General features: G+C 65.6%; 32 protein-coding genes and 4 tRNA genes. 16 read left to right on the top strand and 20 right to left on the bottom strand.

Annotated features, from left to right (window positions below; translation table 11 throughout):
- Positions 1 to 5: 5 nt before the first annotated feature.
- The 3 genes from ACN9MP_RS08855 to ACN9MP_RS08845 form a co-directional block, all read right to left on the bottom strand.
- Positions 6 to 1,214 (bottom strand): thiolase family protein, encoded by a 1,209-nt coding sequence (locus ACN9MP_RS08855; protein WP_426325745.1) that lies wholly within the window; start codon positions 1,212 to 1,214, stop codon positions 6 to 8.
- A 72-nt stretch (positions 1,215 to 1,286) separates the two neighbouring features.
- Positions 1,287 to 2,486, bottom strand: coding sequence for a ribonuclease D (locus tag ACN9MP_RS08850; RefSeq protein WP_426325743.1), 1,200 nt, complete (start codon positions 2,484 to 2,486; stop codon positions 1,287 to 1,289).
- Positions 2,479 to 3,069, bottom strand: a complete 591-nt coding sequence (locus ACN9MP_RS08845; protein ID WP_426325741.1) for a DUF3000 domain-containing protein — start codon at positions 3,067 to 3,069, stop codon at positions 2,479 to 2,481. Before ACN9MP_RS08845 ends, ACN9MP_RS08850 begins: the two co-directional genes overlap by 8 nt.
- A 25-nt stretch (positions 3,070 to 3,094) precedes the next feature.
- On the opposite strand from ACN9MP_RS08845, the gene ACN9MP_RS08840 reads away from it, so the two are divergent.
- Positions 3,095 to 4,348 (top strand): alpha/beta hydrolase, encoded by a 1,254-nt coding sequence (locus ACN9MP_RS08840; RefSeq protein WP_426325740.1) that lies wholly within the window; start codon positions 3,095 to 3,097, stop codon positions 4,346 to 4,348.
- A 15-nt stretch (positions 4,349 to 4,363) separates the two neighbouring features.
- On the opposite strand, the gene ACN9MP_RS08835 is transcribed toward ACN9MP_RS08840, so the two are convergent.
- Together ACN9MP_RS08835 and ACN9MP_RS08830 are read right to left on the bottom strand one after the other, a co-directional pair.
- The gene (locus ACN9MP_RS08835) at positions 4,364 to 4,804 is read right to left on the bottom strand and encodes a SufE family protein (RefSeq protein ID WP_426325738.1); all 441 of its coding nucleotides are present in this window, start codon (positions 4,802 to 4,804) and stop codon (positions 4,364 to 4,366) included.
- A 53-nt stretch (positions 4,805 to 4,857) separates the two neighbouring features.
- Positions 4,858 to 5,763, bottom strand: a complete 906-nt coding sequence (locus ACN9MP_RS08830) for a sulfurtransferase (protein WP_426325736.1) — start codon at positions 5,761 to 5,763, stop codon at positions 4,858 to 4,860.
- A 181-nt stretch (positions 5,764 to 5,944) separates the two neighbouring features.
- Between ACN9MP_RS08830 and zapE the strand changes: the two genes are divergently transcribed.
- The 5 genes from zapE to ACN9MP_RS08805 all read left to right on the top strand — a co-directional run bounded on the left by zapE (position 5,945) and on the right by ACN9MP_RS08805 (position 10,170).
- Entirely contained in the window at positions 5,945 to 6,973 is a 1,029-nt protein-coding gene (gene zapE, locus ACN9MP_RS08825; protein ID WP_426325734.1) for a cell division protein ZapE, read from the top strand.
- 171 nt (positions 6,974 to 7,144) lie between these two features.
- The gene (locus tag ACN9MP_RS08820; protein ID WP_426325732.1) at positions 7,145 to 8,413 is read left to right on the top strand and encodes an ammonium transporter; all 1,269 of its coding nucleotides are present in this window, start codon (positions 7,145 to 7,147) and stop codon (positions 8,411 to 8,413) included.
- Positions 8,414 to 8,509: 96 nt separating this feature from the next.
- Positions 8,510 to 9,031: a type II toxin-antitoxin system PemK/MazF family toxin gene (locus tag ACN9MP_RS08815; protein WP_426325730.1), complete on the top strand. Its 522-nt coding sequence runs from the start codon at positions 8,510 to 8,512 to the stop codon at positions 9,029 to 9,031.
- Positions 9,032 to 9,345: 314 nt separating this feature from the next.
- On the top strand, positions 9,346 to 9,735 hold the full coding sequence (locus tag ACN9MP_RS08810; protein ID WP_426325728.1) for a hypothetical protein: 390 nt from the start codon (positions 9,346 to 9,348) through the stop codon (positions 9,733 to 9,735).
- 237 nt (positions 9,736 to 9,972) lie between these two features.
- Positions 9,973 to 10,170, top strand: a complete 198-nt coding sequence (locus ACN9MP_RS08805; protein ID WP_426325726.1) for a hypothetical protein — start codon at positions 9,973 to 9,975, stop codon at positions 10,168 to 10,170.
- A gap of 7 nt (positions 10,171 to 10,177) precedes the next feature.
- On the opposite strand, the gene ACN9MP_RS08800 is transcribed toward ACN9MP_RS08805, so the two are convergent.
- From ACN9MP_RS08800 to ACN9MP_RS08785, 4 genes are all read right to left on the bottom strand, one after another.
- Positions 10,178 to 10,441 carry a hypothetical protein gene (locus ACN9MP_RS08800; protein ID WP_426325724.1) on the bottom strand — a complete coding sequence of 88 codons (264 nt, stop codon included), beginning with the start codon at positions 10,439 to 10,441 and terminating at the stop codon, positions 10,178 to 10,180.
- Positions 10,442 to 10,519: 78 nt separating this feature from the next.
- Positions 10,520 to 10,705 (bottom strand): helix-turn-helix domain-containing protein, encoded by a 186-nt coding sequence (locus ACN9MP_RS08795; protein WP_426325722.1) that lies wholly within the window; start codon positions 10,703 to 10,705, stop codon positions 10,520 to 10,522.
- Positions 10,702 to 10,890 carry a hypothetical protein gene (locus ACN9MP_RS08790; RefSeq protein WP_426325721.1) on the bottom strand — a complete coding sequence of 63 codons (189 nt, stop codon included), beginning with the start codon at positions 10,888 to 10,890 and terminating at the stop codon, positions 10,702 to 10,704. Before ACN9MP_RS08790 ends, ACN9MP_RS08795 begins: the two co-directional genes overlap by 4 nt.
- Positions 10,891 to 10,919: 29 nt before the next feature.
- Positions 10,920 to 11,549 carry a hypothetical protein gene (locus ACN9MP_RS08785; protein ID WP_426325719.1) on the bottom strand — a complete coding sequence of 210 codons (630 nt, stop codon included), beginning with the start codon at positions 11,547 to 11,549 and terminating at the stop codon, positions 10,920 to 10,922.
- Positions 11,550 to 11,676: 127 nt separating this feature from the next.
- Here ACN9MP_RS08785 and ACN9MP_RS08780 point away from each other — a divergent pair, with 127 nt between their 5' ends.
- Positions 11,677 to 12,576, top strand: a complete 900-nt coding sequence (locus ACN9MP_RS08780; RefSeq protein WP_426325718.1) for a trypsin-like peptidase domain-containing protein — start codon at positions 11,677 to 11,679, stop codon at positions 12,574 to 12,576.
- Between the two features lie 70 nt (positions 12,577 to 12,646).
- On the opposite strand, the gene ACN9MP_RS08775 is transcribed toward ACN9MP_RS08780, so the two are convergent.
- Complete coding sequence (locus ACN9MP_RS08775; RefSeq protein ID WP_426325716.1) at positions 12,647 to 14,860, bottom strand: hypothetical protein; 2,214 nt, start codon at positions 14,858 to 14,860, stop codon at positions 12,647 to 12,649.
- 183 nt (positions 14,861 to 15,043) lie between these two features.
- Between ACN9MP_RS08775 and ACN9MP_RS08770 the strand changes: the two genes are divergently transcribed.
- Together ACN9MP_RS08770 and ACN9MP_RS08765 are read left to right on the top strand one after the other, a co-directional pair.
- On the top strand, positions 15,044 to 15,367 hold the full coding sequence (locus tag ACN9MP_RS08770) for a hypothetical protein (protein ID WP_426325714.1): 324 nt from the start codon (positions 15,044 to 15,046) through the stop codon (positions 15,365 to 15,367).
- A gap of 98 nt (positions 15,368 to 15,465) precedes the next feature.
- On the top strand, positions 15,466 to 15,675 hold the full coding sequence (locus ACN9MP_RS08765) for a hypothetical protein (protein ID WP_426325712.1): 210 nt from the start codon (positions 15,466 to 15,468) through the stop codon (positions 15,673 to 15,675).
- Positions 15,676 to 16,065: 390 nt separating this feature from the next.
- Here the strand turns inward: ACN9MP_RS08765 and ACN9MP_RS08760 are convergent, their stop codons facing one another.
- Positions 16,066 to 16,464 carry a P27 family phage terminase small subunit gene (locus ACN9MP_RS08760; RefSeq protein WP_426325710.1) on the bottom strand — a complete coding sequence of 133 codons (399 nt, stop codon included), beginning with the start codon at positions 16,462 to 16,464 and terminating at the stop codon, positions 16,066 to 16,068.
- A 114-nt stretch (positions 16,465 to 16,578) separates the two neighbouring features.
- Positions 16,579 to 16,872, bottom strand: a complete 294-nt coding sequence (locus ACN9MP_RS08755) for an HNH endonuclease (protein ID WP_426325708.1) — start codon at positions 16,870 to 16,872, stop codon at positions 16,579 to 16,581.
- A gap of 54 nt (positions 16,873 to 16,926) precedes the next feature.
- Here ACN9MP_RS08755 and ACN9MP_RS08750 point away from each other — a divergent pair, with 54 nt between their 5' ends.
- A complete protein-coding gene (locus ACN9MP_RS08750; RefSeq protein ID WP_426325706.1) occupies positions 16,927 to 17,292 on the top strand; it encodes a hypothetical protein in 366 nt (121 codons plus the stop codon).
- Between the two features lie 62 nt (positions 17,293 to 17,354).
- A complete protein-coding gene (locus ACN9MP_RS08745) occupies positions 17,355 to 17,750 on the top strand; it encodes a DUF732 domain-containing protein (protein WP_426325704.1) in 396 nt (131 codons plus the stop codon).
- Here the strand turns inward: ACN9MP_RS08745 and ACN9MP_RS08740 are convergent.
- From ACN9MP_RS08740 to ACN9MP_RS08710, 7 genes are all read right to left on the bottom strand, one after another.
- Complete coding sequence (locus tag ACN9MP_RS08740) at positions 17,747 to 18,484, bottom strand: hypothetical protein (protein ID WP_426325702.1); 738 nt, start codon at positions 18,482 to 18,484, stop codon at positions 17,747 to 17,749. The two genes, ACN9MP_RS08745 and ACN9MP_RS08740, sit on opposite strands and share 4 nt — an antisense overlap.
- Positions 18,484 to 19,347: a hypothetical protein gene (locus ACN9MP_RS08735; RefSeq protein WP_426325700.1), complete on the bottom strand. Its 864-nt coding sequence runs from the start codon at positions 19,345 to 19,347 to the stop codon at positions 18,484 to 18,486. The genes ACN9MP_RS08740 and ACN9MP_RS08735 overlap by 1 nt, the downstream gene beginning before the upstream one ends.
- The gene (locus tag ACN9MP_RS08730; protein ID WP_426325698.1) at positions 19,344 to 19,721 is read right to left on the bottom strand and encodes a hypothetical protein; all 378 of its coding nucleotides are present in this window, start codon (positions 19,719 to 19,721) and stop codon (positions 19,344 to 19,346) included. The genes ACN9MP_RS08735 and ACN9MP_RS08730 overlap by 4 nt, the downstream gene beginning before the upstream one ends.
- The gene (locus tag ACN9MP_RS08725; RefSeq protein WP_426325696.1) at positions 19,718 to 19,981 is read right to left on the bottom strand and encodes a hypothetical protein; all 264 of its coding nucleotides are present in this window, start codon (positions 19,979 to 19,981) and stop codon (positions 19,718 to 19,720) included. Before ACN9MP_RS08725 ends, ACN9MP_RS08730 begins: the two co-directional genes overlap by 4 nt.
- 129 nt (positions 19,982 to 20,110) lie before the next feature.
- Positions 20,111 to 20,284, bottom strand: a complete 174-nt coding sequence (locus ACN9MP_RS08720) for a hypothetical protein (protein WP_426325694.1) — start codon at positions 20,282 to 20,284, stop codon at positions 20,111 to 20,113.
- Entirely contained in the window at positions 20,281 to 21,201 is a 921-nt protein-coding gene (locus tag ACN9MP_RS08715) for a hypothetical protein (RefSeq protein WP_426325692.1), read from the bottom strand. The genes ACN9MP_RS08720 and ACN9MP_RS08715 overlap by 4 nt, the downstream gene beginning before the upstream one ends.
- A 48-nt stretch (positions 21,202 to 21,249) precedes the next feature.
- Positions 21,250 to 21,441 (bottom strand): helix-turn-helix domain-containing protein, encoded by a 192-nt coding sequence (locus ACN9MP_RS08710; protein ID WP_426325691.1) that lies wholly within the window; start codon positions 21,439 to 21,441, stop codon positions 21,250 to 21,252.
- 403 nt (positions 21,442 to 21,844) lie between these two features.
- Between ACN9MP_RS08710 and ACN9MP_RS08705 the strand changes: the two genes are divergently transcribed.
- Together ACN9MP_RS08705 and ACN9MP_RS08700 are read left to right on the top strand one after the other, a co-directional pair.
- Positions 21,845 to 22,549 carry a hypothetical protein gene (locus ACN9MP_RS08705; protein WP_426325689.1) on the top strand — a complete coding sequence of 235 codons (705 nt, stop codon included), beginning with the start codon at positions 21,845 to 21,847 and terminating at the stop codon, positions 22,547 to 22,549.
- Positions 22,546 to 23,742 carry a tyrosine-type recombinase/integrase gene (locus tag ACN9MP_RS08700; protein ID WP_426325687.1) on the top strand — a complete coding sequence of 399 codons (1,197 nt, stop codon included), beginning with the start codon at positions 22,546 to 22,548 and terminating at the stop codon, positions 23,740 to 23,742. Before ACN9MP_RS08705 ends, ACN9MP_RS08700 begins: the two co-directional genes overlap by 4 nt.
- A gap of 97 nt (positions 23,743 to 23,839) precedes the next feature.
- Here ACN9MP_RS08700 and ACN9MP_RS08695 read toward each other — a convergent pair.
- A tRNA-Val gene (locus ACN9MP_RS08695) sits at positions 23,840 to 23,915 on the bottom strand.
- 156 nt (positions 23,916 to 24,071) lie between these two features.
- Here ACN9MP_RS08695 and ACN9MP_RS08690 point away from each other — a divergent pair.
- The 3 genes from ACN9MP_RS08690 to ACN9MP_RS08680 all read left to right on the top strand — a co-directional run bounded on the left by ACN9MP_RS08690 (position 24,072) and on the right by ACN9MP_RS08680 (position 24,371).
- A tRNA-Gly gene (locus ACN9MP_RS08690) sits at positions 24,072 to 24,144 on the top strand.
- Between the two features lie 53 nt (positions 24,145 to 24,197).
- Positions 24,198 to 24,271, top strand: a tRNA-Cys gene (locus tag ACN9MP_RS08685).
- Positions 24,272 to 24,296: 25 nt separating this feature from the next.
- Positions 24,297 to 24,371 (top strand) — tRNA-Val (locus ACN9MP_RS08680).
- Positions 24,372 to 24,674 lie beyond the last annotated feature (303 nt).

Here is a 24,674-nt window from a genome sequence, read left to right as displayed (position 1 = left end):
GTCGGTCACTTCCGCTTCTTCTTTCCGTCGAAGTGGGGGTTCTCCCAGATCACAGAGCCGCCCTGCCCGAGGCCCACGCACATGGCCGTCAGGCCGTAGCGAACGTCTGGGCGCTCCGCGAACTGAGCGGCGAGCTGGATCATCAGGCGCACGCCCGAAGCGGCGAGCGGGTGGCCGAAGGCGATCGCGCCGCCCCACTGATTGACGCGGGGGTCGTCGTCGGCGATGCCGAAATGGTCGAGCAGCGAGATCACCTGGATGGCGAAGGCCTCGTTGAGCTCGAACAGACCGATGTCGTCGATCGTCAGGCCGGCCTTGCGCAGAGCCTTCTCGGTCGACGGGATGGGGCCGATGCCCATGATCTCGGGCTGCACGCCCGCGAAGGCGAACGAGACGAGCTTCATCTTCGGCGTGAGGCCGAACTCCTTCACCGCGCCGCCGCCGGCGAGCAGCGACATCGTGGCCCCGTCGGTCAGCGGCGAGGACGTGCCGGCGGTCACACGACCGTGCGGACGGAACGGCGTCTTGAGGGCGGCGAGGTCGTCCATCGTCGTCTGCGGGCGACGGCCCTCGTCCTCGGTCGCAAGCCCCCAGGAGCCGTCGGCGTCCTTCACGGCCACCGGCACCAGGTCGGGCTGGATCTTGCCCGCGTCATACGCGGCCTGCACCTTGTGCTGGCTCAGCATGCCGTACCGGTCGGAGCGCTCCTTCGTGAGGTGCGGGAAGCGGTCGAAGATGCGCTCCGCGGTCACGCCCATGTTGAGCGCGCCGGGGTCCACCATCTTCTCCGCGACGAATCGCGGGTTCGGGTCGGCGTTGCCGCCGATCGGGTGATGGCCCATGTGCTCGACGCCGCCCGCGAGGGCGACGTCGTACATGCCGACGCCGATGGACGCGGCCATCGTGGTCACACTCGTCATCGCGCCCGCGCACATGCGGTCGATCGCGAAGCCGGGCACCGTCTGGGGGAGTCCCGCCAGGATCGCGACGCTGCGGCCGAGGGTCAGGCCCTGGTCGCCCGTCTGGCTCGTCGCGGCGATCGCGACATCGTCGACCCGCTCCTTCGGCACACCCGGGTTGCGCTCCATGAGCCCGATCGTCGCCTTGACGGCGAGGTCGTCCGCGCGGGTGTTCCAGTACATGCCCTTCTCGCCGGCGCGCCCGAACGGGGTGCGCATGCCATCGACGAAGAAGACGTCGGAAATCTCGGCCACTCTGCCTCCAAAAGTTGGGATGGCGCCAGCCTAGGAGGGCGGTCGGAGCGCAGTGAATCGGGTGGCGGAAACCTACGACGCGCCTTCGGACGCCGCTGACACGTCTTGCACGGATTCCACAAAGGCATCGGCGATCAGCTGTGCAGTCTGCGCAACCTGCCACGGACGCGCGCCCAACGCCGTCAGGGCGTCGCCGATGGATTCCGCGGTCGCCGGCGCGGGAGGGGTCCAGGCCACCCGCCGCAGCAGTTCGGGGGTGAGAAGGTTCTCCGTCGGCATGTGGAGCTCTTCCGCCCGGCGCTCGACGACCGGCCGGGCCGCCTTCAGCCGAGCGTCGGCCTCAGGGTTGCGGTCGGCCCATGCCCGCGGCGGAGGAAGGGTGTCGCCGCCGCTCGCGCGCTCGAGGGGGAGCTGCGTCACCGCACGTCCGGCCTCGATAGCGGCCCACCAGCGATCCAGCTGAGTACGGCTGGCCCTCCCGGTGAAGTCCTTGACCGCGGCGAGGGCGCTCTTCGACGTCGGGTCGGCCAGCACGGCCGCGACGAGCGCGCGATCGGGAACCAGGCGCCCGGGGGCGACATCCTCTTCCCGGGCGTACTCCTCCCGGGCCGACCACAGCTCACGTGCGACGGCCAGCGCCTTGCGACCGCGTACGGTGTGGAGCCCCGACAGCCGGCGCCACGGCTCTTCTCGCGGCGGCTTCGGCTCGCGTTCGAGAACTGCACGGAACTCCTGCGCCGCGAACTCGTTCTTGCCCTGCTCTTCGAGTTCCGCCACGAGCTTGTCGCGCACGTCGACGAGGTGCTCGACGTCGAGCGCGGCGTACTCGAGCCAGGACTGCGGCAGCGGACGCACCGACCAGTCCGAGGCCGAGTGCGCCTTGGCGAGGGTGATGCCGAGCGTGTCTTCCACGACCGCGCCGAGGCCGACCCGCTCGTGACCGAGCAGGCGCGCGGCGAGCTCGGTGTCGAAGATGCCGACAGGGTCGAGGCCGATCTCGCGCAGCGAGGGCAGATCCTGGCTGGCTGCGTGCAACACCCACTCGACGCCGCCGATGACCTGCTGAAGTGCGCCGAAGTCACCGATGGGCGGGGGGTCGAAGAGGAACACGCCCGCCCCGCGCCGGTAGACCTGCACGAGGTAGGCCCGCTGCGAGTACCGGAAGCCCGAGGCGCGTTCCACATCGACCGCGACCGGCCCGTGGCCGGCAGCGAGTCGCGACGCGGCCTCGGCGAGGCCCGCGCCGTCGTCGATCACATCGTATTCAGCCACGCGGCGACCTGTGAGAACCGAGCATCGCGATCCCTTCCGAGCCGGGCGGGAGTCCGGCCAGCATGCAAACCAACTCCGCCCATGCTTCCACGTGCGGAGCGATCGCGCCTTCCGGGGACCACGAGGCCCGCAGTTCGATCTGCGCGCCGTCGCCTTCTGCAGCCAGTGTGCCGAAGCCTTTCGAGAGGGTCTTGGTCGCCGTGCCGGAGGCCGAGTGGAATCCGGCACGCCGCGAGGCGAGCGCGTCGGTGAGCCACGTCCAGGCGACGTCCGCGAGGAGCGGGTCGATGCCGATCTCGGGCTCGAGCGGAGCCTGCGCGAAGCAGACGATCCGCCAGGGACCGTTCCACGGCGCCGGCTCCTCGGGATCGTGCAGGAGCACCAGGCGGCCCGTGCCATAGGGCGCGTCGGTGTCGCCGGGCGCCGAGCGCACGTCGCCGGCGATCGCGAGGGCGTGCGGCGCGAGTCCTTGCGGGGCCGGGATCTCGCGCACGGTCAGGTCGTCGCGGAAGCTGATGGCCCGCACCGCCTCAGCCGTCTGCTCGAACGAGCCCGGTGCCGCCGGGGGACGCTGCTCAGCCACGCGGACAGACTAGAGTGAAGCCTCGATGGTCGCCTCCAGGCGCGCCGCATGGGGCGGCGCACGCAACTCCCCGGGAGGGCAGAGCGCTCTCCCTCCGCAGAGTGCACGCCGCACTCCCGCTCTCGTCGCCGGTGTGCGCGCAGCGCTCACCGTGCTGAGCCTCGCCCTGGCCGCCGTGCTGGGCGCTCTCGCCGCGGGGTCGGTGGTCACAGCCCGCAGGATCGTGACCCCGGCGCGCCGCCTGTTCGACACACGGATCCTCGCGCTCGACACCGCGGCGCAGACGATCACGCTCTCGCGCACGCCCGACACGGAGCTGCCCGGGCGCTACGGCCTCTTCACCAGCGGCACGTCGGACTACATCAAGCTCGGCTCCGTGCTCTCGAAGGATGCCTCGAGCGTGAAGCGCAAGCTGCTCACGCACGTGACCGCCGACGCGCAGCTCGCGCCCGAGGCGGCGTTCAGCGGGTGGTATTACGACCACCCCGAACAGCTGCACCTGCCCTTCACGCCCGAGCTGATCGGATCGACGGTGGGCCCATGCCCGGCGTGGCTCTTCCCGGCAGGGGAGGGCGACACCTGGGTGATCCAGGTGCACGGGCGCGGGACGACCCGCGCGGAATGCCTGCGGGCGGTTCCGGTCTTCCACGGGCTCGGCATCACGTCCCTGGTGGTGTCGTACCGCAACGACGGCGAAGCCCCGCGCAGCCGCAACGGCACCTACGCCCTGGGCGCGACCGAGTGGCGCGACGTCGACGCCGCCGTGGGCTTCGCACGGCGGCGCGGTGCCCGCCGGATCATCGTGATGGGCTGGTCGATGGGCGGGGCGATCGCGCTCCAGCTGTCGCTGAACTCGGCGCACGGCGACGCCATCGCCGGCCTGATCCTCGAGTCACCGGTGATCGACTGGCGCGTCGCGCTGAACTATCGTGCCCGCGCCGAGCACGTGCCCGGCCCCGTCAGCCGTCTCGCGATCGAGGCCCTGCAGGCGGAGTGGGCTTCACCCCTCACCCGAACCGGGGCGGCGATCCGCCTCGACCAGCTGGACGTCCTGGCGCGCGCGGCCGAGCTGCGGCATCCGATCCTCATCCTCCACAGCGACGACGACGGCTTCGTGCCCTCCGACGCCTCGCACGACCTCGTGGTGGCGCGGCCGGACCTCGTCGATCTCCGCGTGTTCGAGGTGGCGCGGCACACCAAGCTCTGGAACTACGACCAGGAGCGCTGGAGCGACAGCATCGGCACGTGGCTCGCCGCCCAGGGGATCCTGTCGGACTGAGCTGCGCCGGAGGCTTCAGGCGGCCGACTTGTCGCGTACCTGGCGCTGGGCGCGCAGGAGCATGCCCGTCATGCCCGAGAGGCGCAGCGGCGACACGACCCGCGTGAGGCCGAGGGTCTGCGGGAAGTCGCCGGGGACCGCCAGCACCTCGTGCGCGGACAGTCCGGTGAGCCCCTGGGCGAGGATGCTGGCGAACCCGCGGGTGGTCGGCGCCTCCTGCGGCGCGGTGGCGTGCATGGCGACCGTGTCGTCGGGGGCAACATCGACGATGATGTACACCGGCGACTGGCACTCGACCACTCGCTCATACAGCTCCGGGTGCCCCTCGTACTCGGCGGGGATCGCGGGCAGTTCGTACGAGTACTCCAGGAGCAGCTGCAGCCGGTCGGGCTCGGGCAGCTCGAGGAACTCGTCGCGGATCTCGGCGAGACGGTCGGGAAGGACGGCTTCGGTCATCGCATCTATCCTCCCACGGTCCCGGATGCCGCGCCCCGGCGCGCGGCGCCGCCTCAGCGCGCGGGGGCCTCGCCGGGCTCAGACCCCGCGACGATCGGCACGCGAACGGCGCTGCCCCACTCCGTCCAGGAGCCGTCGTAGTTGCGGACGTCGTCGAAGCCGAGGAGGTGCTTGAGCACGAACCAGGTGTGGCTGGATCGCTCGCCGATGCGGCAGTAGGCGACGATGGCGTCGCCGTCGGCCAGCCCGACTTCGTCGCGATAGATGGCGTCGAGCTCGGCCCGCGACTTGAATCCGCCGTCGGCGGCGACCGCGCGCCCCCACGGAACGCTCTGCGCCGAAGGGATGTGCCCAGCCCGCAGCGCACTCTCCTCGGGATAGGCGGGCGCGGTCGTGCGCGAGCCGTCATACTCCTCGGGCGACCGGACGTCGATCAGGGGTCCGCGTCCGAGGTGAGCGAGCACGTCGTCCTTGTACACGCGCAGCACGCTGTCGTCGCGCTCCACCACCGGATAGTCCGTCGGGGCCGGAGTCGAGGCATCCGTCGTGATCGGCCGCCCCTCGGCGATCCACTTGTCGCGGCCGCCGTCCAGGAGGCGGACGTCCTCGTGGCCGAAGAGCGAGAAGACCCACAGCGCGTAGGCCGCCCACCAGTTGTTCTTGTCGCCGTAGATCACGACTGTGTCGTCGCGCGAGATGCCCTTGCGGCCGAGAAGCGCGGCGAAGCCGGCGCCGTCCACATAGTCGCGCACCACCGGGTCGTTGAGCTCCGTGTGCCAGTCGACCTTGACGGCGCCGGGAATGTGACCGGTCTCGTAGAGCAGCACGTCCTCGTCGGATTCGACGACGACGAGTCCAGGCTCGCCCAGGTGGGCTTCGAGCCACTCGCCGGTCACGAGGCGGCCCGGCTCGGAGTACTCGGCGAACTTCTCGGACGAGGTGTCGTGCTCGACGGACATGGTGCCTCCTGGATTCGAGTGCGGGTGCGCGGACCGTGATCCATCGCCGGGACGGATCGGGCGCACGCGCGTGACGGTTAGGGTTGAACCGTCGCTTTCGACCCTAGATTCCCGGGGCGGGCTGCACAGCCCTTCGGTAAGACTCCGTCACAGCTCTCTCAGACTCCCACAGAGGATCCGCATGACCGTCTCCTCCACGCGCACCGGCGTCGTCCACCTCGCCGAACGCACTCCGCAGCTCGCCGGAGCCGAGATGGTCGCCGCCCTGGTTCCTCCGCCGCAGTTCGAGCAAGCCACCTTCGACACGTATCGCGCCGATCCCGCGTACCCCTCGCAGCAGGGCGCGAAGGACCTGCTCATGGCGTTCTCGGGTGCCGCGGCCCCCGCGAAGGGCGGGCTGTTCCGTCGCGCGAAGAAGCCGGAGCTCAAGCCCGGGGTCTACCTCGACGGCGGATTCGGCGTCGGGAAGACGCACCTGCTGGCAGCCGTGTACCACGCGATGCCCGCGCGCCGGAAGTACTTCGGCTCCTTCATCGAGTACACCGCGCTCGTCGGTGCGCTGGGGTACCAGAACACGGTCGAGCTCTTCCGCGGCGCGGACCTGATCTGCATCGACGAGTTCGAGCTCGACGACCCGGGCGACACCATGGTCATGACGCGGCTGCTGGGCGAGCTCGTCGCCTCGGGCACGCGACTGGCCGCGACATCCAACACTCCTCCGAACGCCCTCGGCGAGGGGCGCTTCGCCGCGCAGGACTTCCTCCGCGAGATCCACGCGATGGCCTCGAGCTTCCAGACGATCCGCATCGACGGCACCGACTACCGCCACCGCGCGGTCGACGGCCACGCCGACGTGCTCGACACCGCGCAGTACGAGGCGGCGATCGCGGATGCCGCGGCTCACGGCCTGGCCTCGGACGACGCCTTCGACGCCCTCGTCGCGCACCTCGCACACGTGCATCCGTCGCGCTACATCCGCCTGATCGAGGATCTTGCGCTGGTGGGACTGCGAGACGTCGCCCCGTTCAGCGACCAGTCCGCCGCCCTGCGTTTCGTGGCGTTCATCGACCGCGTCTACGACGCTCAGCTGCCGATCCGGGCCACGGGAATCTCGCTCGACCTCGTCTTCCCTGAGGAGATGCTCGCCGGCGGGTATCGCAAGAAGTACCTGCGCGCGATCTCGCGCCTCGTCGCGTCGACTCTCGCCTGAATTCTGACGTTCTCGCGGCTCGCGTTCGGCGCGCCGAAACACGATGTTTACGCACGCGCCCCTCGCGTAACGAAGGGGAAACACGGGTCGTCCCGCTGCGGAAACGGAGTCTCGACACACTGAGTGGACCCGACGCTATACCTGCGTCCCTGCAGAGAGGTTCACTTCGAGATGGATCAAGGCAACACCGCATTCATCCTCCTAGCGGCAGCACTCGTCCTGTTGATGACGCCAGGACTCGCGTTCTTCTACGGCGGTCTCGTGAAGGCCAAGAGCGTCATCAGCATGATGATGCTGAGCTTCGGCGCCATGGGCCTCATCGGCGTCCTCTGGGTCGTCTACGGCTACGCGATCGCCTTCCCCGGCTCTGACGGCCTGGTGCCGCCGTGGTCGATCGACTGGTCGGCGATCGGGCTGGAGAGCCTGCTCGAGGTTCCCGAGGGCGCCGCGTACCCGCCGCTCGCCTTCGTCGCGTTCCAGGCCACCTTCGCCATCATCACCGTCGCGCTCGTGTCCGGCGCCATCGCCGACCGCGCGAAGTTCGGCGCCTGGATGATCTTCGCCGCCATCTGGGCGACCATCGTCTACTTCCCGGTCGCGAGCTGGGTCTTCAACTTCGGCCTCGCCGACGACGGCAGCTTCGCCTACGGCGGCTGGATCACCTACGGCATGCAGGAGTGGTTCGGCGTCGGCGCGATCGACTTCGCCGGTGGCACCGCGGTGCACATCAACGCCGGAGCGGCGGCCCTCGCGCTCGCGCTCGTGCTCGGCAAGCGCCTCGGGTTCCAGAAGGGTGTGCACGTCCCGCACAACCCGCCGTTCGTGCTCCTCGGCGCAGGCCTCCTGTGGTTCGGCTGGTTCGGCTTCAACGCGGGCTCCGAGCTCGCTGCGGACGGCACGGCGGCCGTCGCCTTCGTGAACACCATCGCCGCTCCCGCCGCGGCCCTGCTGGCCTGGCTCGTGGTCGAGAAGATCAAGGACGGCAAGCCCACGTCGGTCGGTGCCGCGTCGGGTGCGGTTGCGGGCCTGGTCGCCATCACGCCGGCGTGCGCCTCGCTCACGCCCATCTGGGCGATCGTGCTCGGCCTCATCGCCGGCGCCGTCTGCGCCCTCGCGATCGAGCTCAAGTACAAGTGGGGCTTCGACGACTCGCTCGACGTGGTGGGCATCCACCTCGTCGGGGGCCTCCTCGGCACGCTGTACCTCGGCTTCTTCGCCAACACCACCGGCCTGATCTACAGCGGCAACGGCACGCAGCTGCTCGTCCAGGCGATCGCCGCCGTCTCGGTGCTGGTCTACTCCTTCGTCCTGGCGTACGCCATCGGCTTCGTGATCCAGAAGACCATCGGCTTCCGCGTCAAGAACGAGGACGAGGTCGCGGGCATCGACACCGTCGTGCACGGCGAGGAGGGCTACGTGCTGGAGGGCACCCGCGCCTGACGCCTCCTCAAGCCCGAAGGGGCGCCGCGGATCCTGGGGACCGCGGCGCCCCTTCGGCATTCTTCACGCACATGACCACGCGCCTAGGATGACGGCGTGACACAGCGAAGCGGTCTGCGCGGCATCCTGAGCAGCATCTTCCGGCCCCGGCCCACATCGGCCGGTGGCGTCCGGCCGACCGCACCGGCGGTGGCCCACGCTGGCCCCGCGGCGACGGTCGAGGTGCCTCCGCCGGCGAAGGCCGCGCTGCGGATCACCTATGCGCCCGAGCGCGACGGCGATCCCGACGCCGGCGAGATCGTGTGGACCTGGGTGCCTTACGCCGAGAACGATGGACGGGGCAAAGACCGCCCGGTGCTCGTGATCGCGCGGCAGAGCGATGAGCGGGTCTACGCCGTACGACTGACGAGCAAGGCGCACGACGGGGATCGCGACTTCCTCGCGCTCGGCACGGGGGAGTGGGACGCCCAGGGGCGGCCCTCCTGGGTCGACATCGAGCAGATCTACAGCGTGCATCGCGACGGCATGCGCCGCGAGGCATCCGCCCTCGATCCCAAGCGATTCGTGAGCGTTGCGGACGCGCTGCAGCTCCGCTATGGGTGGGACGTCGGCGAATGACGAGAACGAAGAAGCCCCGGTCGTGCTCGACCGGGGCTTCTTCGTGATGGTGGGCCATACCAGACTCGAACTGATGACCTCTTCCGTGTGAATGATGAGATACACGTTCGCTGGTGCGCGCCCATGTCTGCTATCCGCTTGTTTCTGCGGATTGTGGCGTTCGCCGAACAGTCACGTACGCTCACGAACGGGGACTGGTTGGGGTCACTTCGTGGGGTCAACCAGAAAGGCTTGGCGGACGCCGTCCGTCAATGAAAAAGCCCCCCGCCGAGGATCAGTCGGCGAGGGGCGGAACACCGCTATTGGAGGTAGCAATGTCCATTCAGAATGTTACGAGCACGAACCAGCCCACTGGATACACTGAGGCCCCGACGCGCCCGGATTGGGCCGTCGAGATCGAGCACCCCGATTCGGAGGACCCCGGACACGTGCAGTTCCGCGGCGAGAAGTACGCGTTGGGTGACACGACGATCTACCGCGAGCAGAACCACATAGCAGACGGCGTCTACGACGAGATCGTGATCTCGACCCCGACATACGCCCACCCCAACGGTGCCGTGTTCGACCTCCCGCTCTCATCCGCGGCCGAGGTGCTGCTGATGCTCGACGAGGCGCTCGCCGAGGTTCACGGTGTCGATGGCATGCGGGACTTCCTGCGACTCAAGGAGCGCCGGCACGCCGACGCCGCAGAGACACCCGCCTAGAACAGGAACAGCGCCCCGTCGACCTCGTGATTGGATCGGCGGGGCCCCCCGGTCCTACTTCGCGGTGGCGCGTTCGCGGCATCGAGCCTTCGGCACCCGCGATCCACGCCACATCTCGCCTGCTGGCCAGGCGGTGCAGCTCAGGCAGTTGCCGCCGGAAAAGCTTCCGTTCCCGGGAACGGAAGCTTTTCCGGCCATGACTCACGGGTAAACCAACCCCGCCGATACGCTGCACTCATGCGGAAGTGGCAGATGTTCACGCTGGCGGTTTCGATGCTTCTCGGGCTTCTCGCAGGCGTCACGCTCCTCATCGGGGTGGTGTTCATCTTCATGGGCGCGTGGGGGGCGGCGATTGCTTTGCTGCTGCTCGCCATGGTCCTCGGGTACATGTCCGCATCTACGAAGCGCTCGTGGCGGTCGATGGTGGGGGAGTGACGGGCGGTTAGACCCGCTCGGGCAAATAGTCGAAGAAGCGGTCAAGTTCGGCGCGGTCGAAGATTACGGTTGTGCCGCGCTTCTTCGCTGCAATCCGGTTCCCCCGTACCTCGTCGTCGAGGGCCCATTCCGACAGGCCTAGGTAGTGCGCTGCTTCCTTCTTGGAGAAGCCGCGTTTGGGCGTCGCCTGTTGCGTCTGACGTACAACCATCTCGACCAGGGCGCCAAGCGGGATAGCGGCGGTGACAGTCTCTTGTGCTTTGTTGTTCATGGGCGGGGACGGTACATGCCGACGCGACACGACGCGCGCGCGAAACGCCGTAGGTGTCGCCAGTGACACCGCGGTCAGTCAGGTCACCCCTGGCGTTGTACTGCCGCCGTTCACGATCGCCTCGATGACTTCCCGCCTGTAACGGACCATGCGGCCGATCTTGATGTAGTCAGGGCCGATCTTTTGCCACCGCCACTTGGCCAGAGTCCCTACTTCCACCCGGAAGATCTCGGCGACCTCTTGCGGAGTGAGCAGATCGGTCATCGGCCGGCGCTCGTGACGCGCACTTCGAACGAATCAGCCGGGATGTCGAGTGTCACTGCGATGAAGTCGCGGGCCGTGGCGGCTGCGTCGCTTCTCGTCTTGGTCTGGGTGACGCCGTTGAGCTCGGGGATGCTCACCATCCACCAGTCGCCACCTCGGCTCACCGATACGTCGTAGGTCTTCATAGCTCTCCCCGTCAGAGTTGGGTGCTCGCTCAGATCCATTGCTCCAGCCGAGGATCCTTCGGAAAGGGATCTCGGCGCAGTAACTCTATGGGCTCCGCGTGCGTTCGCCGCCACCACTGCCCGCTCGAGTCACGGAACACGATGACCGGCCGGAGATTCTGTGCTAGACCGGGCTTTCCTGTGACGACGAGTCGGTAGGCCTTGTCTGAATGCGGTCGGAGAGGATCGTTGTCGCGCATCACCCTGTCGTCATGCACTGCGCCGTGGGCTACGTCCATGGCATAGAGGCGGATCGGGAAGATGAGTTCGTCGCTCATGTTGTGGACGCGCACATCGATCCCGATGCCGGGCTCCTCCGCGATTCGGATTGGCCGACCTCTAGAATCGGTGCCTTCCCGGCGCGACCGCACCATCTGCCCCATCCGAAACCGCTCAGGATCGGGCAGATTCATGATGGGACCATCCTGGGGGATCGTAAAGACGAGTTCGGCGGTGGCATAAACGAGCCGGGCCTGCACCCGTCGACGATCCTTAATACTCTCGGCATAGCTGATTGCCGCAATTAGTAGAGCGATCGATGTTGCGACTGCGGCGACCCAGTCCGGCCAGGAGCCAAGCGTGATGAACGGCTCGACATCTTTCTGGGCGAGCAGCATCACGCAACCCAGCATTGCGGACTAAACAGCGATTAGCTGGGATCGACACTGGGGCGAGTCTTAGCGGGAACCAGCGACCGAAACATCGGGCGGGCGTGGGGTGTCGGAGGCACGTGAGAGCATTTGCTCCGTGACGCAACTCTCGATAACGCAGCAGATGTTCCACGTGACGGTGCGAATGGCCGTAGAGACTGCCGCGGGTCGAAGAACTGGAACGGGTTACTGGATCGCCGTGCGCGACGCGGACGGGATGAGTCACAGGATTCTCGTGACCAACAAGCACGTGTTGGACGGCGCTACCGCGGTCACCTTCACGATGGCGAAGGGAAAGCAGGGAATTCCGCTGCCCGAGCCTGCCACACTTCGACTGAACGGCATCACCGACCAGCACTGGTTCGGCCACCCCGACCCACGCGTCGACGTCGCCGTTATGTACGGGGCGCTCATCACGGATGCGATGCAGCGCAACGGTATCGACGCCTTCACCGCCTACATCGGGGAGGACCTCGTTCTCAGCTCGAAGAATGCCGGACGGCTCGACGCCATCGAGGACGTTCTATTCATCGGGTACCCGAACGGGCTCTACGACACACACAACACGCTTCCGATCGCCCGGAAGGGGATGACCGCAACGCCTATCAACAGCGACTATCGCGGAACGCCCACGTTTCTGATCGATGCATCCATCTTCGGCGGGTCCAGCGGGAGCCCAGTCTTCATCTTCGACCGGCATGCACGCACGTCCGGAGTGGGCGGGATCGCGATCACGGGAGAAAGTCGACTACTGCACCTAGGAGTGGTCGCTGCCGTCCACACCCGCCAGGTGTCTGGCGCAGTGATGGAACTGCCAGCATCGTCGGTAGCAGTCTTCGATGAAGGACTCGACCTCGGCCTCGTATACAAGGCGAGCACGGTGCTCGAGGCTGCGGACGGACTTCTGGCAAAGCTTGGTCGCACACCGGCTGATCGAAGTGTCGCAGTCAGTTCTTCGGCAGGGCTCCCGACGGCCCAACGGCCAACCCCGAATTGACCGCCACATCAACGACAATCGCCCCGCGTCCTAACCCGAAGAAGGTGAGACGCGGGGCGAGAGGGGGGCCTCACACCACGAGGATGTTGCCGAGTGTGGTGTGTTCGAAGGTGAACGATCCGGAGGTCGCGCCGACTGCTGTCGCGCGAAGGATATTTGACGACACGCTCCAGGTGAACGAGGGGTCGTCTGCGGCGGCTCCCGTTGTCAGCCCTGCTGCACTCACCAAGTTGACGGTCGTTCCTTGAATGAGGAGAACATAGGACGATGTTTTGGCCGACGACGATGCAGACCGTTTGGCCGTCACAAGAACCATGCCGCCATAGTTCGCCGCTGTCATTGTCGCGTCACGCAGCTCACCGACGCCGGTTGTTCCGAGCGTCGTAAAGGTGGCCGACGAGACGATCCTGTTTGCGAACACCGCCCATTGGCCGATCCGCTGGTAGGAGCGCACGCCGGCGTGCAACTGTTCAAGCCGAATGTTCTCTCCGGTTGTGACGGAGTGGTGAGAACCGGTGTCGGGCACCGGGCCGGTGAACGCGGCATCTACGGCAACGAGACCGTGACTGATGGACGACAGCGCTGCCCCGCCTTCCGAAGCACCCCAATATGTCGGGGTTGCTGCGTCGTAACGGCCGGTGTTCCCCGTTAAGGTCGCAGGAGAAGCGGTCGTGCCCAGTATTTCGACGCCGTGCTTGGTGTAGAGCTCGGGCCGGTTGTTGGTGATTTCGATCACGGAGTTGGTCAGGCCCGTGACCTTGATCCCCGACCGGAGGTCCCGCTGCCCGGGGCGGGCGATCCAGTTGCCCGAGATGTTCGCCCCACGACAGTTGTCCGCGAGAACTCCTTCGTAGCCGGCTTCGAAGAATTGGTTGCTGTGGATCTGGAGTCCGTTGGATGAGCCGACGTATACGTTCTGCTCCTTGAGCAGGATGTTCGGCTCACTGCCGTAGTTGGAGTAGCCGATCATGAACATCACATTCCCGCTGATGTGCACGCCGTCAATCTGCTGCAAGTCGACGTTGCGGATTAGCGCGAGGTTCATGATGTTCGTGTCGATCACACAATCCGAGATCGCTGCGGATGCCCACGCGTTCCCGTCGATGCCTTTCACGTGGTAGTTACACGTGAAGAACTGGTTGTGGTGGATGTTGATGCTCGAGATCGAGTGGAACGCGGCACCCGTGCCGGCGTCGAGGAGTATCGCCTTGTCGCAGTTCGTGAACTGGCACTGCGTGACCTCGAACTGTCGGCAGTTGCGGAACATGATGGCGTTTCGATCCGCGGCTACACCCGTGAAGACGAAGTTGATACCGCTGATGGACCCGTTCATGTGCTGCACCGGGTTTGGTGTCGTGGAGGCGTTGCCAGGCTTGCCGAAGATGAATGTGCCACGCACCTCAGCACCCTCACCAAGAATGCGCACCCACCGCTTCGTGAAGTTCACGGGCGTTGCGAGGTAATATCCCGCGGACGTCTGCGGGACGCGGATAACGCCACCCTTCGCACCCAGAGCGGCCTCTGCCGCAAGGAACGCGGCGGAGTCGTCCGTCACATTGTCGCCCACCGCGCCGTAGTCGCGGACGTTGACGGACACCTTGCCCTTGTCGACGTATGTCGCACCGAGGGCGGTGGTGGTGAGGTGCGCTGGCAGATTCGCCGCGGGCACCCGTGACCCTGAATCGAGTGGTGCTACACCTGACGCTGCGCCCTTCTGTGCGGCCGGGAGCGCTTCATCCGCCTTGACGCCCTGTGCTGCCGTGGCGAAATAGGTTGACCCTTCGGCGAGGTTCGCTGCCGCTGCTGCCGCCGCCGCCTCTGCTGCGGTGATCTTCGCATCCCACGTGTCGGGGACGAGAACGTGCCCACCCTCGACGGTCGGGAGTTCGGTGAGCTGGTCGAGGCGTGCCGGGTCTCCGTCGGTGGGAAGGGTGAGGTTGCGGATGGTGCGCGCGAGCCCGGTCAGTTCCTTGTTGGTCTGGTCGAAGTAGCGGAGCGTGACCGTGTACGTGTGGGAGAACTCCCCATCGCCCACCTCGATCAGCGCGCCACCGTCAGTCTTCCAACCGTTCGCGTCGGTCACCGGCAACTCGACCGACACGGACGTGCCAGTCTCGCCCCGCTGGTTCTTCGACACTCGGCGGAACTGCCAACCTGTAGCCGCCCAGACCAGCGAAAGATCTGAATCGACGGTCGCTTCGAGGCGCAAGGGACGCCCGGACTCGATCTCGACTGCTTCGGGCACCAGCAGTTGGCGCGTGGGAATGTCCGGCGGGAATGCCATGGGTTTCCTTTCAAAGGGAAGGGCACCTCGCTGGTTGCAAGGTGCCCTGGTGGGGTGTGGGTGCGGGCGGAATTCTGTGAGTTCGCCGAGGCTGGAGCGTCGTGAACTCTGAGTTCAGCCGATGGCGGTTTGGTTGATGTGAACCAGCACTTAGGGGAGTGCTCGAGAGATGTGAGGGTGAAAATGGCAATGCGTTTCTCAGCAGGAGAATCCACCACTGGCAACTACTCGTGGTGGCTATACGGCGGAAACAACGAAATGGTTGCCTGGGCCGGCGAGAGCTTCGATAGTTCATCGAACGCGACTCGAGCAGCCGAAGCATTCAAGGCTGGCGCAGCGATCGCACGCTACGAGGTCTACCAAGACGCCGGCAAAAACTGGCGCTGGCGGGCATGGAGAAGCAGCGACAAGGTCGCCTCGTCGGGGGAGTCCTTCGCCAGCCAGTACAACGCTCAGCGCGCCGCAGACAACGTCCGTGACAACGCAGGCGGTGCCACCGGACCCTGATGGCCCAAATCTGCACAGACCGCGACCTACTGACGGGATCAGTTCACTCCAATGGCGTGACAACGCAGCGCTTTGGCTTCGGTCCTAAGATCAAGGCCATGGCTGAAACCGTTGAGAGCCGCCTCGACTACCTAGAGTCGGAGCTAATTGCTGCAGGCGACATCGCTAAACGGCTGGCTGCGGCGCGCAGCTCGATCGAACTAATTCAGGGGATCCTCGTCGACCTGACAAAGGATCTCCCGGACGCCGACGAGTACGACGAGGATCTCGCGGAACTGGAGCGCCTCGTCGCGGCGATGCACCCCTAGCCCGCGTCCGCCAGATGGCGGCGCTCCGCGTTTGCGATGAAGCCCCATTCGTCGTCGCTCAGCGCTCTATCGAGCATTCCGCGGTGCTCGCGACTCTCGAGCGCGCATCCGAACATGGGAATGCCGTGACGGCGCTGTTCCGCTTCGAGAGGGAACGGGTGTGGGTTTGCCCCGTAGTAGCGCACCCACCCTTGTCCGATCGCATAGGCATCCGCAACTCGGCGGAACGCCGACAGAGGACCATGGTGTAGGCCTGGAGTGAGGCCATGCGCGGCGCAGAAGTGCCCGATTGCGGCGGGATCGCGCCACATGGGGTGCAGTCGGCTTGTCAGCGGCTCGGGGACATGAACACCGGTGCGGGTGCTGCTAAGCGCACTCTGCCGTCGCGGCCTAGCCACGTCGCTTCTCCCACCTTCCGGCTGCCCCCGCTTTCGCACGGGAGATGAGCCAGCGTTCCCGCTCCTTGGGATCCTCCGGAAGCTTCACGATGCCAAGCAACCGGGCTAGCGTCGTTTGCTGTAGCCGGATCTCCTGCACTGCAGGATGCACGACAATCTGTCCCCGCGAACCGGTCACGGTGTACCCGTCACGGTCTACACGGTTGGAAAGCTGGCCGATTGTATCGAGGACCCGGCACGCCTCCTCCAGTGCGGCGGTCTCCGATGTATCGAATTCGGCGTCGTCTTCGAGCACGGCGAGCTGCATTGCATTCCAAAACTCGCGTCCGCGCTCGTTGAGGCCCTCGGGAGCGTTGGGTAGTGCATCGTCTTGGTCTTGGGACTCGCTCATGGGCGTCCTATTTCCTTTCCATGTAAACCAGCGTGTTGGAGAAGCACAGACATCAGACAGCCCTCTCCGGCGACTCCCTGTGAGTTGGGTCGTTTTGGCTCCCCCGCCACCCCCTCAGGCCGCGAGTCGGAGCTCGGAGCGGGTAGTGGGGTGTCGGTATCGGGGATCAGCGATATCGAAGACTGTCTGCACTGGTGTGGCGTTGCGCCGTGCTCTGTCTTCTGCCCACTCAGAGAGAGTGAGGTCTCGCTTGTCGGAGTTGCATGGTCGGCATGTTGCGACCAGGTTGGATAGGTCGTTCCTTCCTCCGCGTGAGAGAGGGGACGACGCGCTCTGGGTCAGGGAGTCCGACGCACGGCTGCTTGCAGTAGGCGCGACCCGGCGATGGTTCGGGGGTCGAAGGGTCACCGCCCCTCGTGTCGTGGTCTCAGGGTGTCCGTGCCGGTGGGTACTGTTCGGTCCGTGGAGATATCGGCTACCGCTGCGGGTTTGCTTGCGCAGATTGTTCCTGTCGGGTTGCTGGTGCTGGTTGTGGAGTTGCGGGCTGCTCGTGTTGTCGCTGATCGTATGAGGGGGAAGCGCAAGGTCCGTGTGGACTGGTTCGTCAAGGCGTTTCCTTACGTGCTTGCCTTCGTTGTCTTCGTTGCTGTCGCGGCCGTGGCGGTCTGCACAACAGCCGTGATCACCAACGATCCGATAGAGCCCGTCGTGGGCTGGAGTGTGGTCGCTGCCTGCTATCTGCTGTACGGGTTCGCCGGTGCTGTCATCGTGGTACTGGCGTTCATCACTGGTCATCACTCGATGGGGCGTAACCTGACCGGAGTGTGATGCGCATCCATTTCGCGACCTTCCTGGAATTCACCTCTTGATCTGCGGTTAAGATTCTCTGCATGAGGCGCTCACTCACTACGGCCGTCGCGATCGCGGCAATGGTGCTACTCGGCGCATGCTCAGCGCCCGCAGGGGTGAGTTACAGCGCGGAAAAGGAAGCGCAGCCAGCGGTGGTTTCAACTCCGGTGGCCAAGGCTCCGCCCGCGCCGTCAGCTTCCGACGCGGAGTTCCTCGCCGACGTGCGAGAGAGGCAGAGCGCGTTCGCAACTCAGATTCCCGACGCGAGCGACGAGCAACTGTTGGCGCTTGGGGCGGAAGCGTGCGAACAACTCGCGGCAGGGGTCGACACGTCCGCGCTCTCTCTTATCCCGGGCGAGAGCGCGAACGTGTTGGGGACCTTCAACGACAGCGCCGCGGTCATTACGTCGGCGCGCGTCCATCTTTGCCCCGCCTAGCCTGCGACGATCCGGTAGATGTTGCTCGAGCCGTCCGTCACGAGCGCACCCACGAACGATCCCGGGACTGACGACTGCGGCAGAGTCGGGATACCCACGAGCCGGATGTTGGAGGAACTGACCTCCACCCACTTGGCTCCGGGGCCGTGCAATTGCGCGGTGCTACCGTCGAGCTCTACCCACGATCCAGCGGAGTACAGGGATAGTTCCCCGCCTGAGGCGTAGACCTCCGGACCTCCGGCGAAGGTGATCGAGCCTCCGTTCGCGGTCGGATCCAAGGTCATGTTGCCGACCTTGATGCGGCCGGTTGAGACAACCTCAAGATCCCCGGTGAGTTCCACGTTGCCGGTGATGGTGACGTCTCCGGTGATCGTGGTTTCCCCGTCGATCTGGAATGTACCGGTGATCGTCGTCGCTCCCGTGATTTCAGTCGGACCGTTGATGCTCAGCGGGCCGTCGAAATTCGATTCCCCGGTGACGCGGAGGGTGCCGGTCAGGTTCTGGACACCGTCCATCTCGAAGGTGCCGGTCACGATCAGTGTCCCCGTGACACGTTCGGTGCCGTCGATGCGGGATGAACCCTCGACGATGAATCCTTCCGCTGAGACGACTCGTAGCGCGCCCCTCGTGACTGACGTGAACCCGACCGGCGCGGCCGTCTCCAGGACGCGGATCCGCTTCTTCAGTTCGAGGATTTCCGCCGTCGCGTCTGCCAGGTTGTCGAGCTTCACCACTATCTCCCTCTTGCGGCGGCCGGGTTGGTGTATCCGCGGCCGCGGCGTGTGGGTTCCGCCCCGTGGGGTTCCCTACGGAAGGTCGGGGGAGCGGATGTTAGGCGTGGGCGGAGTCGGCTGACGTTCGCCTCGACGATGAATGCGAGTTCTTTTGCGTGGCGTGCGCGCTGGTACAGGGCTGCCAGGTCCGTGTCCACCTCTGTGAGCCGGCTACGCAGGTACCGGTCGATCGACCCGCTTTCGCGCTCGGTGTAGCCATTGCTGAGTAGCCACGGTCGGGCCTCGTTGAGGATGACTCGTCGTTCCGCGGGATCCTTCGTGAACGCGAGCCGGTCGCCGAGAGCGAACATGTGGTCCGCGGGCGTGGTGTTCCGCTTTGAGCCGATCTCAGCGGAGATCCGGTTCCATGCCTTGGCATCACGCGTCTCGACTAGAAGCTGTTCGTTCACGGACCCGGTCACCGTGGTGACGGCTGTGAACGCGGCATCGAGGGCCGCCTGCGACGCTTCTGCGTCGCTGCGGGCGTCCTTCAAGATTCCGTCCAGCTGCTGCTCGAATCGTCCCGAGGATGCAAACGAAGCGGACTGAGCCTCGACACCTTCACGCGTGAACAGCCCACGCTCGATGTCCTCCGCGAGACGCTGGCCAAGGGTCTTGTGGGAGTCGACCAGCTTCTCGAAGCGGTCGTGGTAGCGGGCCGAGACCGGGTCGACGACCTCGGGCCGTGTAGCCGCCTGGACCGGACCGCGTTCACGCTGCCGCGGCTGAGAGACGGGCTCCTGGTGACCGTTCACCAAGTTGCCGCCCTCCTGGACAATCGGTGAGGACTCGTCGCCCCAGTGGTCATTGAGTGAGTTGCTCATACTTTCTTGCTCCTTGCTCTGAAGTACAGGTCGGCCTCTTCGGGCCCGATGATCCATCCGGCAGACGTCGCGTCTGCGCTGAGGAATCCGCGTTCGATTTCGCGGCGGACTGTGCGTGGACTGACTCCCGCCTCGCGCGCGATCTCCGTCACCGTCCAATTGGTTCCAGCCTCGCGAGTGGCCGATGTGTCCGTGCTGACTTGGCCGAGTGTGGCCACCCCCGCGGCACCCATGTAGACGAGCTTCAGCACGCGCTGTAGGCGTTCGTCGCTACGGGTGCGGACTCGGAGTGCTTCGAGGTTTGCGCGGCTCCACAGAACCTGCAGGTCTTCGGTGTCGAGTTCTACGCGGATGCCAGTGATGAGGCGGCTCACTCGCCGCCGTTCCGGAAGCGGAAGATCACACTGGCTCGTCCACTACGTGATTCGGCCGTCCCGACGAACAGCCGCCAGCCTTGCGCGATCAGCGTGGCGAGGGCAATGCCGCCATCGGGTGCAACGAACCGGTTGGCGTAGGTCCAACTCGGGATTCCGTCTTGGACATCTCGCCGCTCGGTGGTCGCCCAGGCCGGGCGGGCGATGCCGAGCCGGTCGAGCTCAGCGATCGGTCCCTTCGGATCGAATCGTGTCGTCATGGATGGGTTCCTTGTCTGCTTGCGGGCGATAGATCGTTGGCCCCGGGTCCGGAGTCGGCGCGGTCCCGAAACGGCATCGCACGGTGTCCAGGAGCGGCACAGTCGGCGCGGGATAGGCGACAGGCATCGTCATATGTCGAGTGCCGATCGGCGGGGGCGTGTGACATCGACGACGTCGCGGGAGCGGTCTGCCTCGAGCGATCGGTAGTACTCGCGAACGAGTGCAGCGAAGGTCTCGGGCTGGTCCCAGGCGTCGACCATTGCCGCGAAGTTCGGTGGCTTGGGTGCGGGGGAGTGGGTCAAGAGACCAGCTCCCCTCGGTTTCGGTATTCACAACGCGAGCAGGTGAACCCATCCGCTGTGAATCTGTGGTTGCCCGGCCCACAGTCGCTGTTGGGCTGGACGGTGAAGATGTTCGCTGCGGCCCGCTCCTGCGCCTCCAACCGGGCGATCACGGCGAGGTTCTGTTCCATACGGCTCAGTTCCCGCTGCGGTGGATCGTCGTTCCAGCGTTCGCCGTCCAGCCATCGTTCCGGGGATGGGAGAAACTTGACCTCTTCGAGGAACGGGTCTTCCGCCCATGCGCGTGCGCCGGCGATGATGAGCTGCGCATCAGCATGTGCGGTCGCTCGACTCCATGCCGCCTTCGCAGTGGGCTTGTTCGCACGCTTGGGGTACGTCGACCAGAAGACTTCGAAGAGATCAATCACACGTGCGCGCGGTTCTTGCGAATGGTCTACTGGTGAATGGTCTTCTGAAGGATGGTCTTCTCTCTCAATAGTCTTCTTAGGTGCGGATCCTCCGCTGTCGGTCGGACCGCTTGCGGCTGAACCGCTCGCGGCATCACCGACGTCGGTAGATCCACCGATGTCTGATTCACCGCTAGCGGCAAATCCACCGGTGTCGGATTTCCCGTCAGCGGTGAACGGGGGAGCCAGCTCGTACTCGACCTCGTTGAACCGGCCACGCTCACCCCGGGATTGCGACAGGCGGAGATAGCCGGCCGCGCGCAGCTCGTCAATGGCCGATCGAATCGCATCGCGCCCCTCGGTGCCGGACTTCTGCAACGAGGCGACTGAGACGTGCCAGCCCACCTCGTGCGACATCAGTTCGGCCAGCAGTCCTCGCGCTCTGCGAGACAGCCGTTTGTCTCTCAGCCAGGCGTTGGGGACCCGTGTGAAGTTGGTATCGACGGGCAGATCCGTGCGATTGATACCCATCGCTCACCTCCGTGTTCCGTTTTCAGTTGTGTACTGGTCGCGCGGCATTCAGGCGACGCGACCGGGCGTAAGCGAGGCGACGTAGGAGTCCATCGAGTCGCGGGTGATGAATGCGCGCCGGCCGATGTTCACGAGCAGTACGTCGCCACGCTTGGCCAGTTCGTAGAGCGTCGTTCGGGAGATTCCACCGAGGTAGGCCTGCGCGTCCGGAATCGGGTCAAGCTTGCGGATGTCGTTCATGACTCCTCCTTTCGAATTCAGCGCCCGCTGATCGCGCGCGCCAGTGGTCGGGGGGCGGATAGCCCCCTCGTGTCGTTGTCTGTTGCGGCCCCTCCTGCCCACCACAGCCAGGTCGCATCCGCACTCTGTTTAATCGCGAAGCCCGCGCATTGACCCTCGGTGGGCCGTCCGGCTCGCTATGTCCGCCGACGTACTCTTGTGTTCGTAATACGTTCCGCGCTACTATCGTGCTACGCAGAGGCAGTCGAAAGCGAGGGACGCAGTGCTACAAGATCGTGCTACGGTCAACCTCGGTGGGGTGATGCAACTCCCACCTATCCCCGTGCGTGAGGTAGCACTTCATGAGGGCGCTAGCGGGGAATGGCTACACGTTGTCGACCTGGCCCCTCGGGGCCACTCTGAGATGCCGCCCGACTTCTACTTGCGCGAGGCGATGGAGGTAGACCCCGCGGATATAGCCGATGTGATGGGCTTCGTTTCCAGGTGGGGTGTGCCAGTCGACCCGCAGAACCGCGACATTCGCCAGTCGTCCGACCTAGAGCGCTGGGCTCGAGAATCCTTCACACTCGCCGACGAGAACACCCTCGAAGAAGGACGAGCGATCGCGGCAGTCGAACTCGGCCTGATTCCGGCTGAGCGGCTGTCGCTCAGGCTCGTGGAGAGGCCGGAGTTGTACCACGAGCGGAAGGTAGCGATCGCTCGCGCGATCAATCTCGCCGAGGTGACAACTCGCCTTCACCGCATGATCGCCTTTTGTCAGGTAGTGATCGGCTCCGCACAGTCGACGGTTGACGAGTTCAGCGACCTGAACGCGGCCCTCGCAACCTTCGCGCCGGCTGTAGTTCCTCGCCGATATGCCAAGGCGCTCATACCTGAGCCGACGGTCTACACCGTGTGCGCACTGCAGATCGCGAACGACGTGCTGGACGGGGCGAACTTCCACACATGCCAGAACGAAACATGTGGTCGCACCTTCACGAAGCAGCGCGGCCGAGCTCAGTACAACGCCCATCGCACTCTCGGGGTCATGTACTGCACCAAAGAGTGCGCAAAGGCACAAGCGCAACGCGAGTTGCGGCGGCGACGGAGAGAGGAGGCTCAGAAGTGACTAAGCGATTCAACGGCGAAGGCACGTTCCGTCAGCGCGCGGATGGGCGATGGGAGGGGCGACTGGCCTATACCGACGCCGACGAGATCCGTCGCAGGATGTCGTTCTACGCGCCCACTGAGAAGGCCGTACGCGCCAAGGTGCGAGACGCTACTCGTCGCATCGAGCGAGGTGAGCCCGCGAAGGACTCCGCCCAGACCGTGGGTGCGTGGTGCGACGAGTGGTGCGCCACGACTCTTGAGGTCAGCATGCGAAAGCCAACTACGAAGTCGCTAATGCGGACGGTCGTAGCCAAGCACGTAAAGCCCTCCAAGCTCGCAGCCGTGCAGCTTGCCAAGCTGCGCCCGACCCACTTGGACGCGTGGGTGCTCGAGCTCCGGAGAAAGGAACGCGAGTTGAAGGACGGTTCGCGGACCCGGGCCCTAAGTGAGTCCAGCGTCGCTCGAGTGTTCCGCGTCCTCAGCGTGATTCTCGACGGCGCTGTGAGAGATGAACACCTCGCCTCGAACCCTGCGCGCAAGGTCGAGCGTCCGACTGCTGAACGCCAGGACGCGCGAGTCCTCACCATGGATGAGGTGGCAGCGGTCCTCGCGGCCGCGAGGCAGATGGATGAGGACCCGCGCGGGCACCGTTCACACAACTACCCACTGTTCGCCCTCATCGCCGCCACAGGCCTGAGGAAGGGTGAAGCGCTCGCACTCCGGTGGCAGGATGTGGACTTCGCGACGGGAGCGATCAGCGTGCGGGGCACGCTTTCCCGGGTGTCCGGCGAGCTGGTGGTGACGAGCCCGAAAACGAAGAAGTCTCGCCGCACATTGACGCCGGCCGAGGGCGTGATGCGGGTGCTCAGGGAGTACCGCACACGACAGCTCGAGGATCGCTTGTTCGCTGGGAACCAGTGGAAGGACACAGGGCATGTGTTCACAACGGGCCTCGGCGCGCCGCGGGACCCGCGCGGAGTTCTCAGGTCGATGGAGGCGGCCGCACGGCGTGCAGGCTTGGAGAAGGTCGCGGTTCACACGCTGCGGCACTCGGCAGCAACTGTGATGCTCGAGCAGGGGACGCACATCAAGGCTGTGTCGGATCTCCTCGGCCACGCCGGAACGCAGATCACGAGTGATGTGTACGCGCACCTCACGAACGCAACGGCACGCAAGGCCATGGACGGCCTCGGGTCGGCCATCGGACTGTAGCGATGCGTTGGGGTCAAACGTTGGGGTCAAACAACAAACCCCCGAGCCGAGATGATCGGCTCAGGGGCGGTGTCGCGCGTCTTTCCGCGGTGTGTCGTGGTGGGCGATACCAGACTCGAACTGATGACCTCTTCCGTGTGAAGGAAGCGCGCTACCAACTGCGCCAATCGCCCGTTCCCCGAGGGGGACGAGTACCGATCCTACCGGATGCCGGAGCCTGCCTCGAACCACAACGGTGTGACACGCGCGGGCTGCGGCCAGTTTTGCAGTCCGGCGTTCGTGGGATAAAGTCTTTCAAGTGCCCGGGGTGCGAATCCCGGAAGCGAAATGCGGATGTAGCGCAGTTGGTAGCGCATCACCTTGCCAAGGTGAGGGTCGCGAGTTCGAGTCTCGTCATCCGCTCGAGTGCAGGGATCCCCTCCAGGGATCACGGCACGTGGGGTCAAACCACACGCGGTGGCGTGGCCGAGCGGCTAGGCACCGGCCTGCAAAGCCGTTTACACGGGTTCGAATCCCGTCGCCACCTCCACTCGACAACACAAGAGCCTTCACAGGCGCGATTGGCGCAGCGGTAGCGCGCTTCCCTGACACGGAAGAGGTCACTGGTTCGATCCCAGTATCGCGCACCACCTGAAACCCCCGGTTTACCGGGGGTTTCTTCGTTTCACCAGACGGTTCGTCTCAGCGTTGGCCACATGACGGGTCCCGGGCATCCCCGACGCCCGGGACCCGCTATTCGGCACGGGGAGGGAGTACCGACGTTCGCGGCGCACGCGTGTGCGGCCCGCTCGGGTGCTGGGAACACCCGCGAAGCGAGAGTACGAGCGGGTTGTTACGGCCCAGTTTCGCGAGCATTGTCCGGTACATTCGTGGCGCCTATTGAACCAGCGACCGCGAATATTGACGACGACCGTCCGGATCGTGGCGCGATG

The sequence above is a fragment of the Microbacterium sp. E-13 genome (assembly GCF_049912955.1).
Classification (GTDB): domain Bacteria; phylum Actinomycetota; class Actinomycetes; order Actinomycetales; family Microbacteriaceae; genus Microbacterium.
The sequence above is the reverse complement of the archived record's forward strand: the minus strand, read 5'-3'. Positions and strand labels throughout refer to the sequence as shown.

Coding starts and splice junctions, on each gene's coding strand:
- ACN9MP_RS08745 (WP_426325704.1), top strand. CDS start 17,355: ATGAGGCGCTCACTCACTACGGCCGTCGCGATCGCGGCAATGGTGCTA.
- ACN9MP_RS08795 (WP_426325722.1), bottom strand. CDS start 10,705: ATGACCGATCTGCTCACTCCGCAAGAGGTCGCCGAGATCTTCCGGGTG.
- zapE (WP_426325734.1), top strand. CDS start 5,945: ATGACCGTCTCCTCCACGCGCACCGGCGTCGTCCACCTCGCCGAACGC.
- ACN9MP_RS08775 (WP_426325716.1), bottom strand. CDS start 14,860: ATGGCATTCCCGCCGGACATTCCCACGCGCCAACTGCTGGTGCCCGAA.
- ACN9MP_RS08805 (WP_426325726.1), top strand. CDS start 9,973: ATGCGGAAGTGGCAGATGTTCACGCTGGCGGTTTCGATGCTTCTCGGG.
- ACN9MP_RS08840 (WP_426325740.1), top strand. CDS start 3,095: ATGGTCGCCTCCAGGCGCGCCGCATGGGGCGGCGCACGCAACTCCCCG.
- ACN9MP_RS08810 (WP_426325728.1), top strand. CDS start 9,346: ATGTCCATTCAGAATGTTACGAGCACGAACCAGCCCACTGGATACACT.
- ACN9MP_RS08790 (WP_426325721.1), bottom strand. CDS start 10,890: ATGAAGACCTACGACGTATCGGTGAGCCGAGGTGGCGACTGGTGGATG.
- ACN9MP_RS08765 (WP_426325712.1), top strand. CDS start 15,466: ATGGCTGAAACCGTTGAGAGCCGCCTCGACTACCTAGAGTCGGAGCTA.
- ACN9MP_RS08800 (WP_426325724.1), bottom strand. CDS start 10,441: ATGAACAACAAAGCACAAGAGACTGTCACCGCCGCTATCCCGCTTGGC.
- ACN9MP_RS08770 (WP_426325714.1), top strand. CDS start 15,044: ATGGCAATGCGTTTCTCAGCAGGAGAATCCACCACTGGCAACTACTCG.
- ACN9MP_RS08715 (WP_426325692.1), bottom strand. CDS start 21,201: ATGGGTATCAATCGCACGGATCTGCCCGTCGATACCAACTTCACACGG.
- ACN9MP_RS08830 (WP_426325736.1), bottom strand. CDS start 5,763: ATGTCCGTCGAGCACGACACCTCGTCCGAGAAGTTCGCCGAGTACTCC.
- ACN9MP_RS08710 (WP_426325691.1), bottom strand. CDS start 21,441: ATGAACGACATCCGCAAGCTTGACCCGATTCCGGACGCGCAGGCCTAC.
- ACN9MP_RS08705 (WP_426325689.1), top strand. CDS start 21,845: ATGCCGCCCGACTTCTACTTGCGCGAGGCGATGGAGGTAGACCCCGCG.
- ACN9MP_RS08725 (WP_426325696.1), bottom strand. CDS start 19,981: ATGACGACACGATTCGATCCGAAGGGACCGATCGCTGAGCTCGACCGG.
- ACN9MP_RS08735 (WP_426325700.1), bottom strand. CDS start 19,347: ATGAGCAACTCACTCAATGACCACTGGGGCGACGAGTCCTCACCGATT.
- ACN9MP_RS08760 (WP_426325710.1), bottom strand. CDS start 16,464: ATGAGCGAGTCCCAAGACCAAGACGATGCACTACCCAACGCTCCCGAG.
- ACN9MP_RS08820 (WP_426325732.1), top strand. CDS start 7,145: ATGGATCAAGGCAACACCGCATTCATCCTCCTAGCGGCAGCACTCGTC.
- ACN9MP_RS08835 (WP_426325738.1), bottom strand. CDS start 4,804: ATGACCGAAGCCGTCCTTCCCGACCGTCTCGCCGAGATCCGCGACGAG.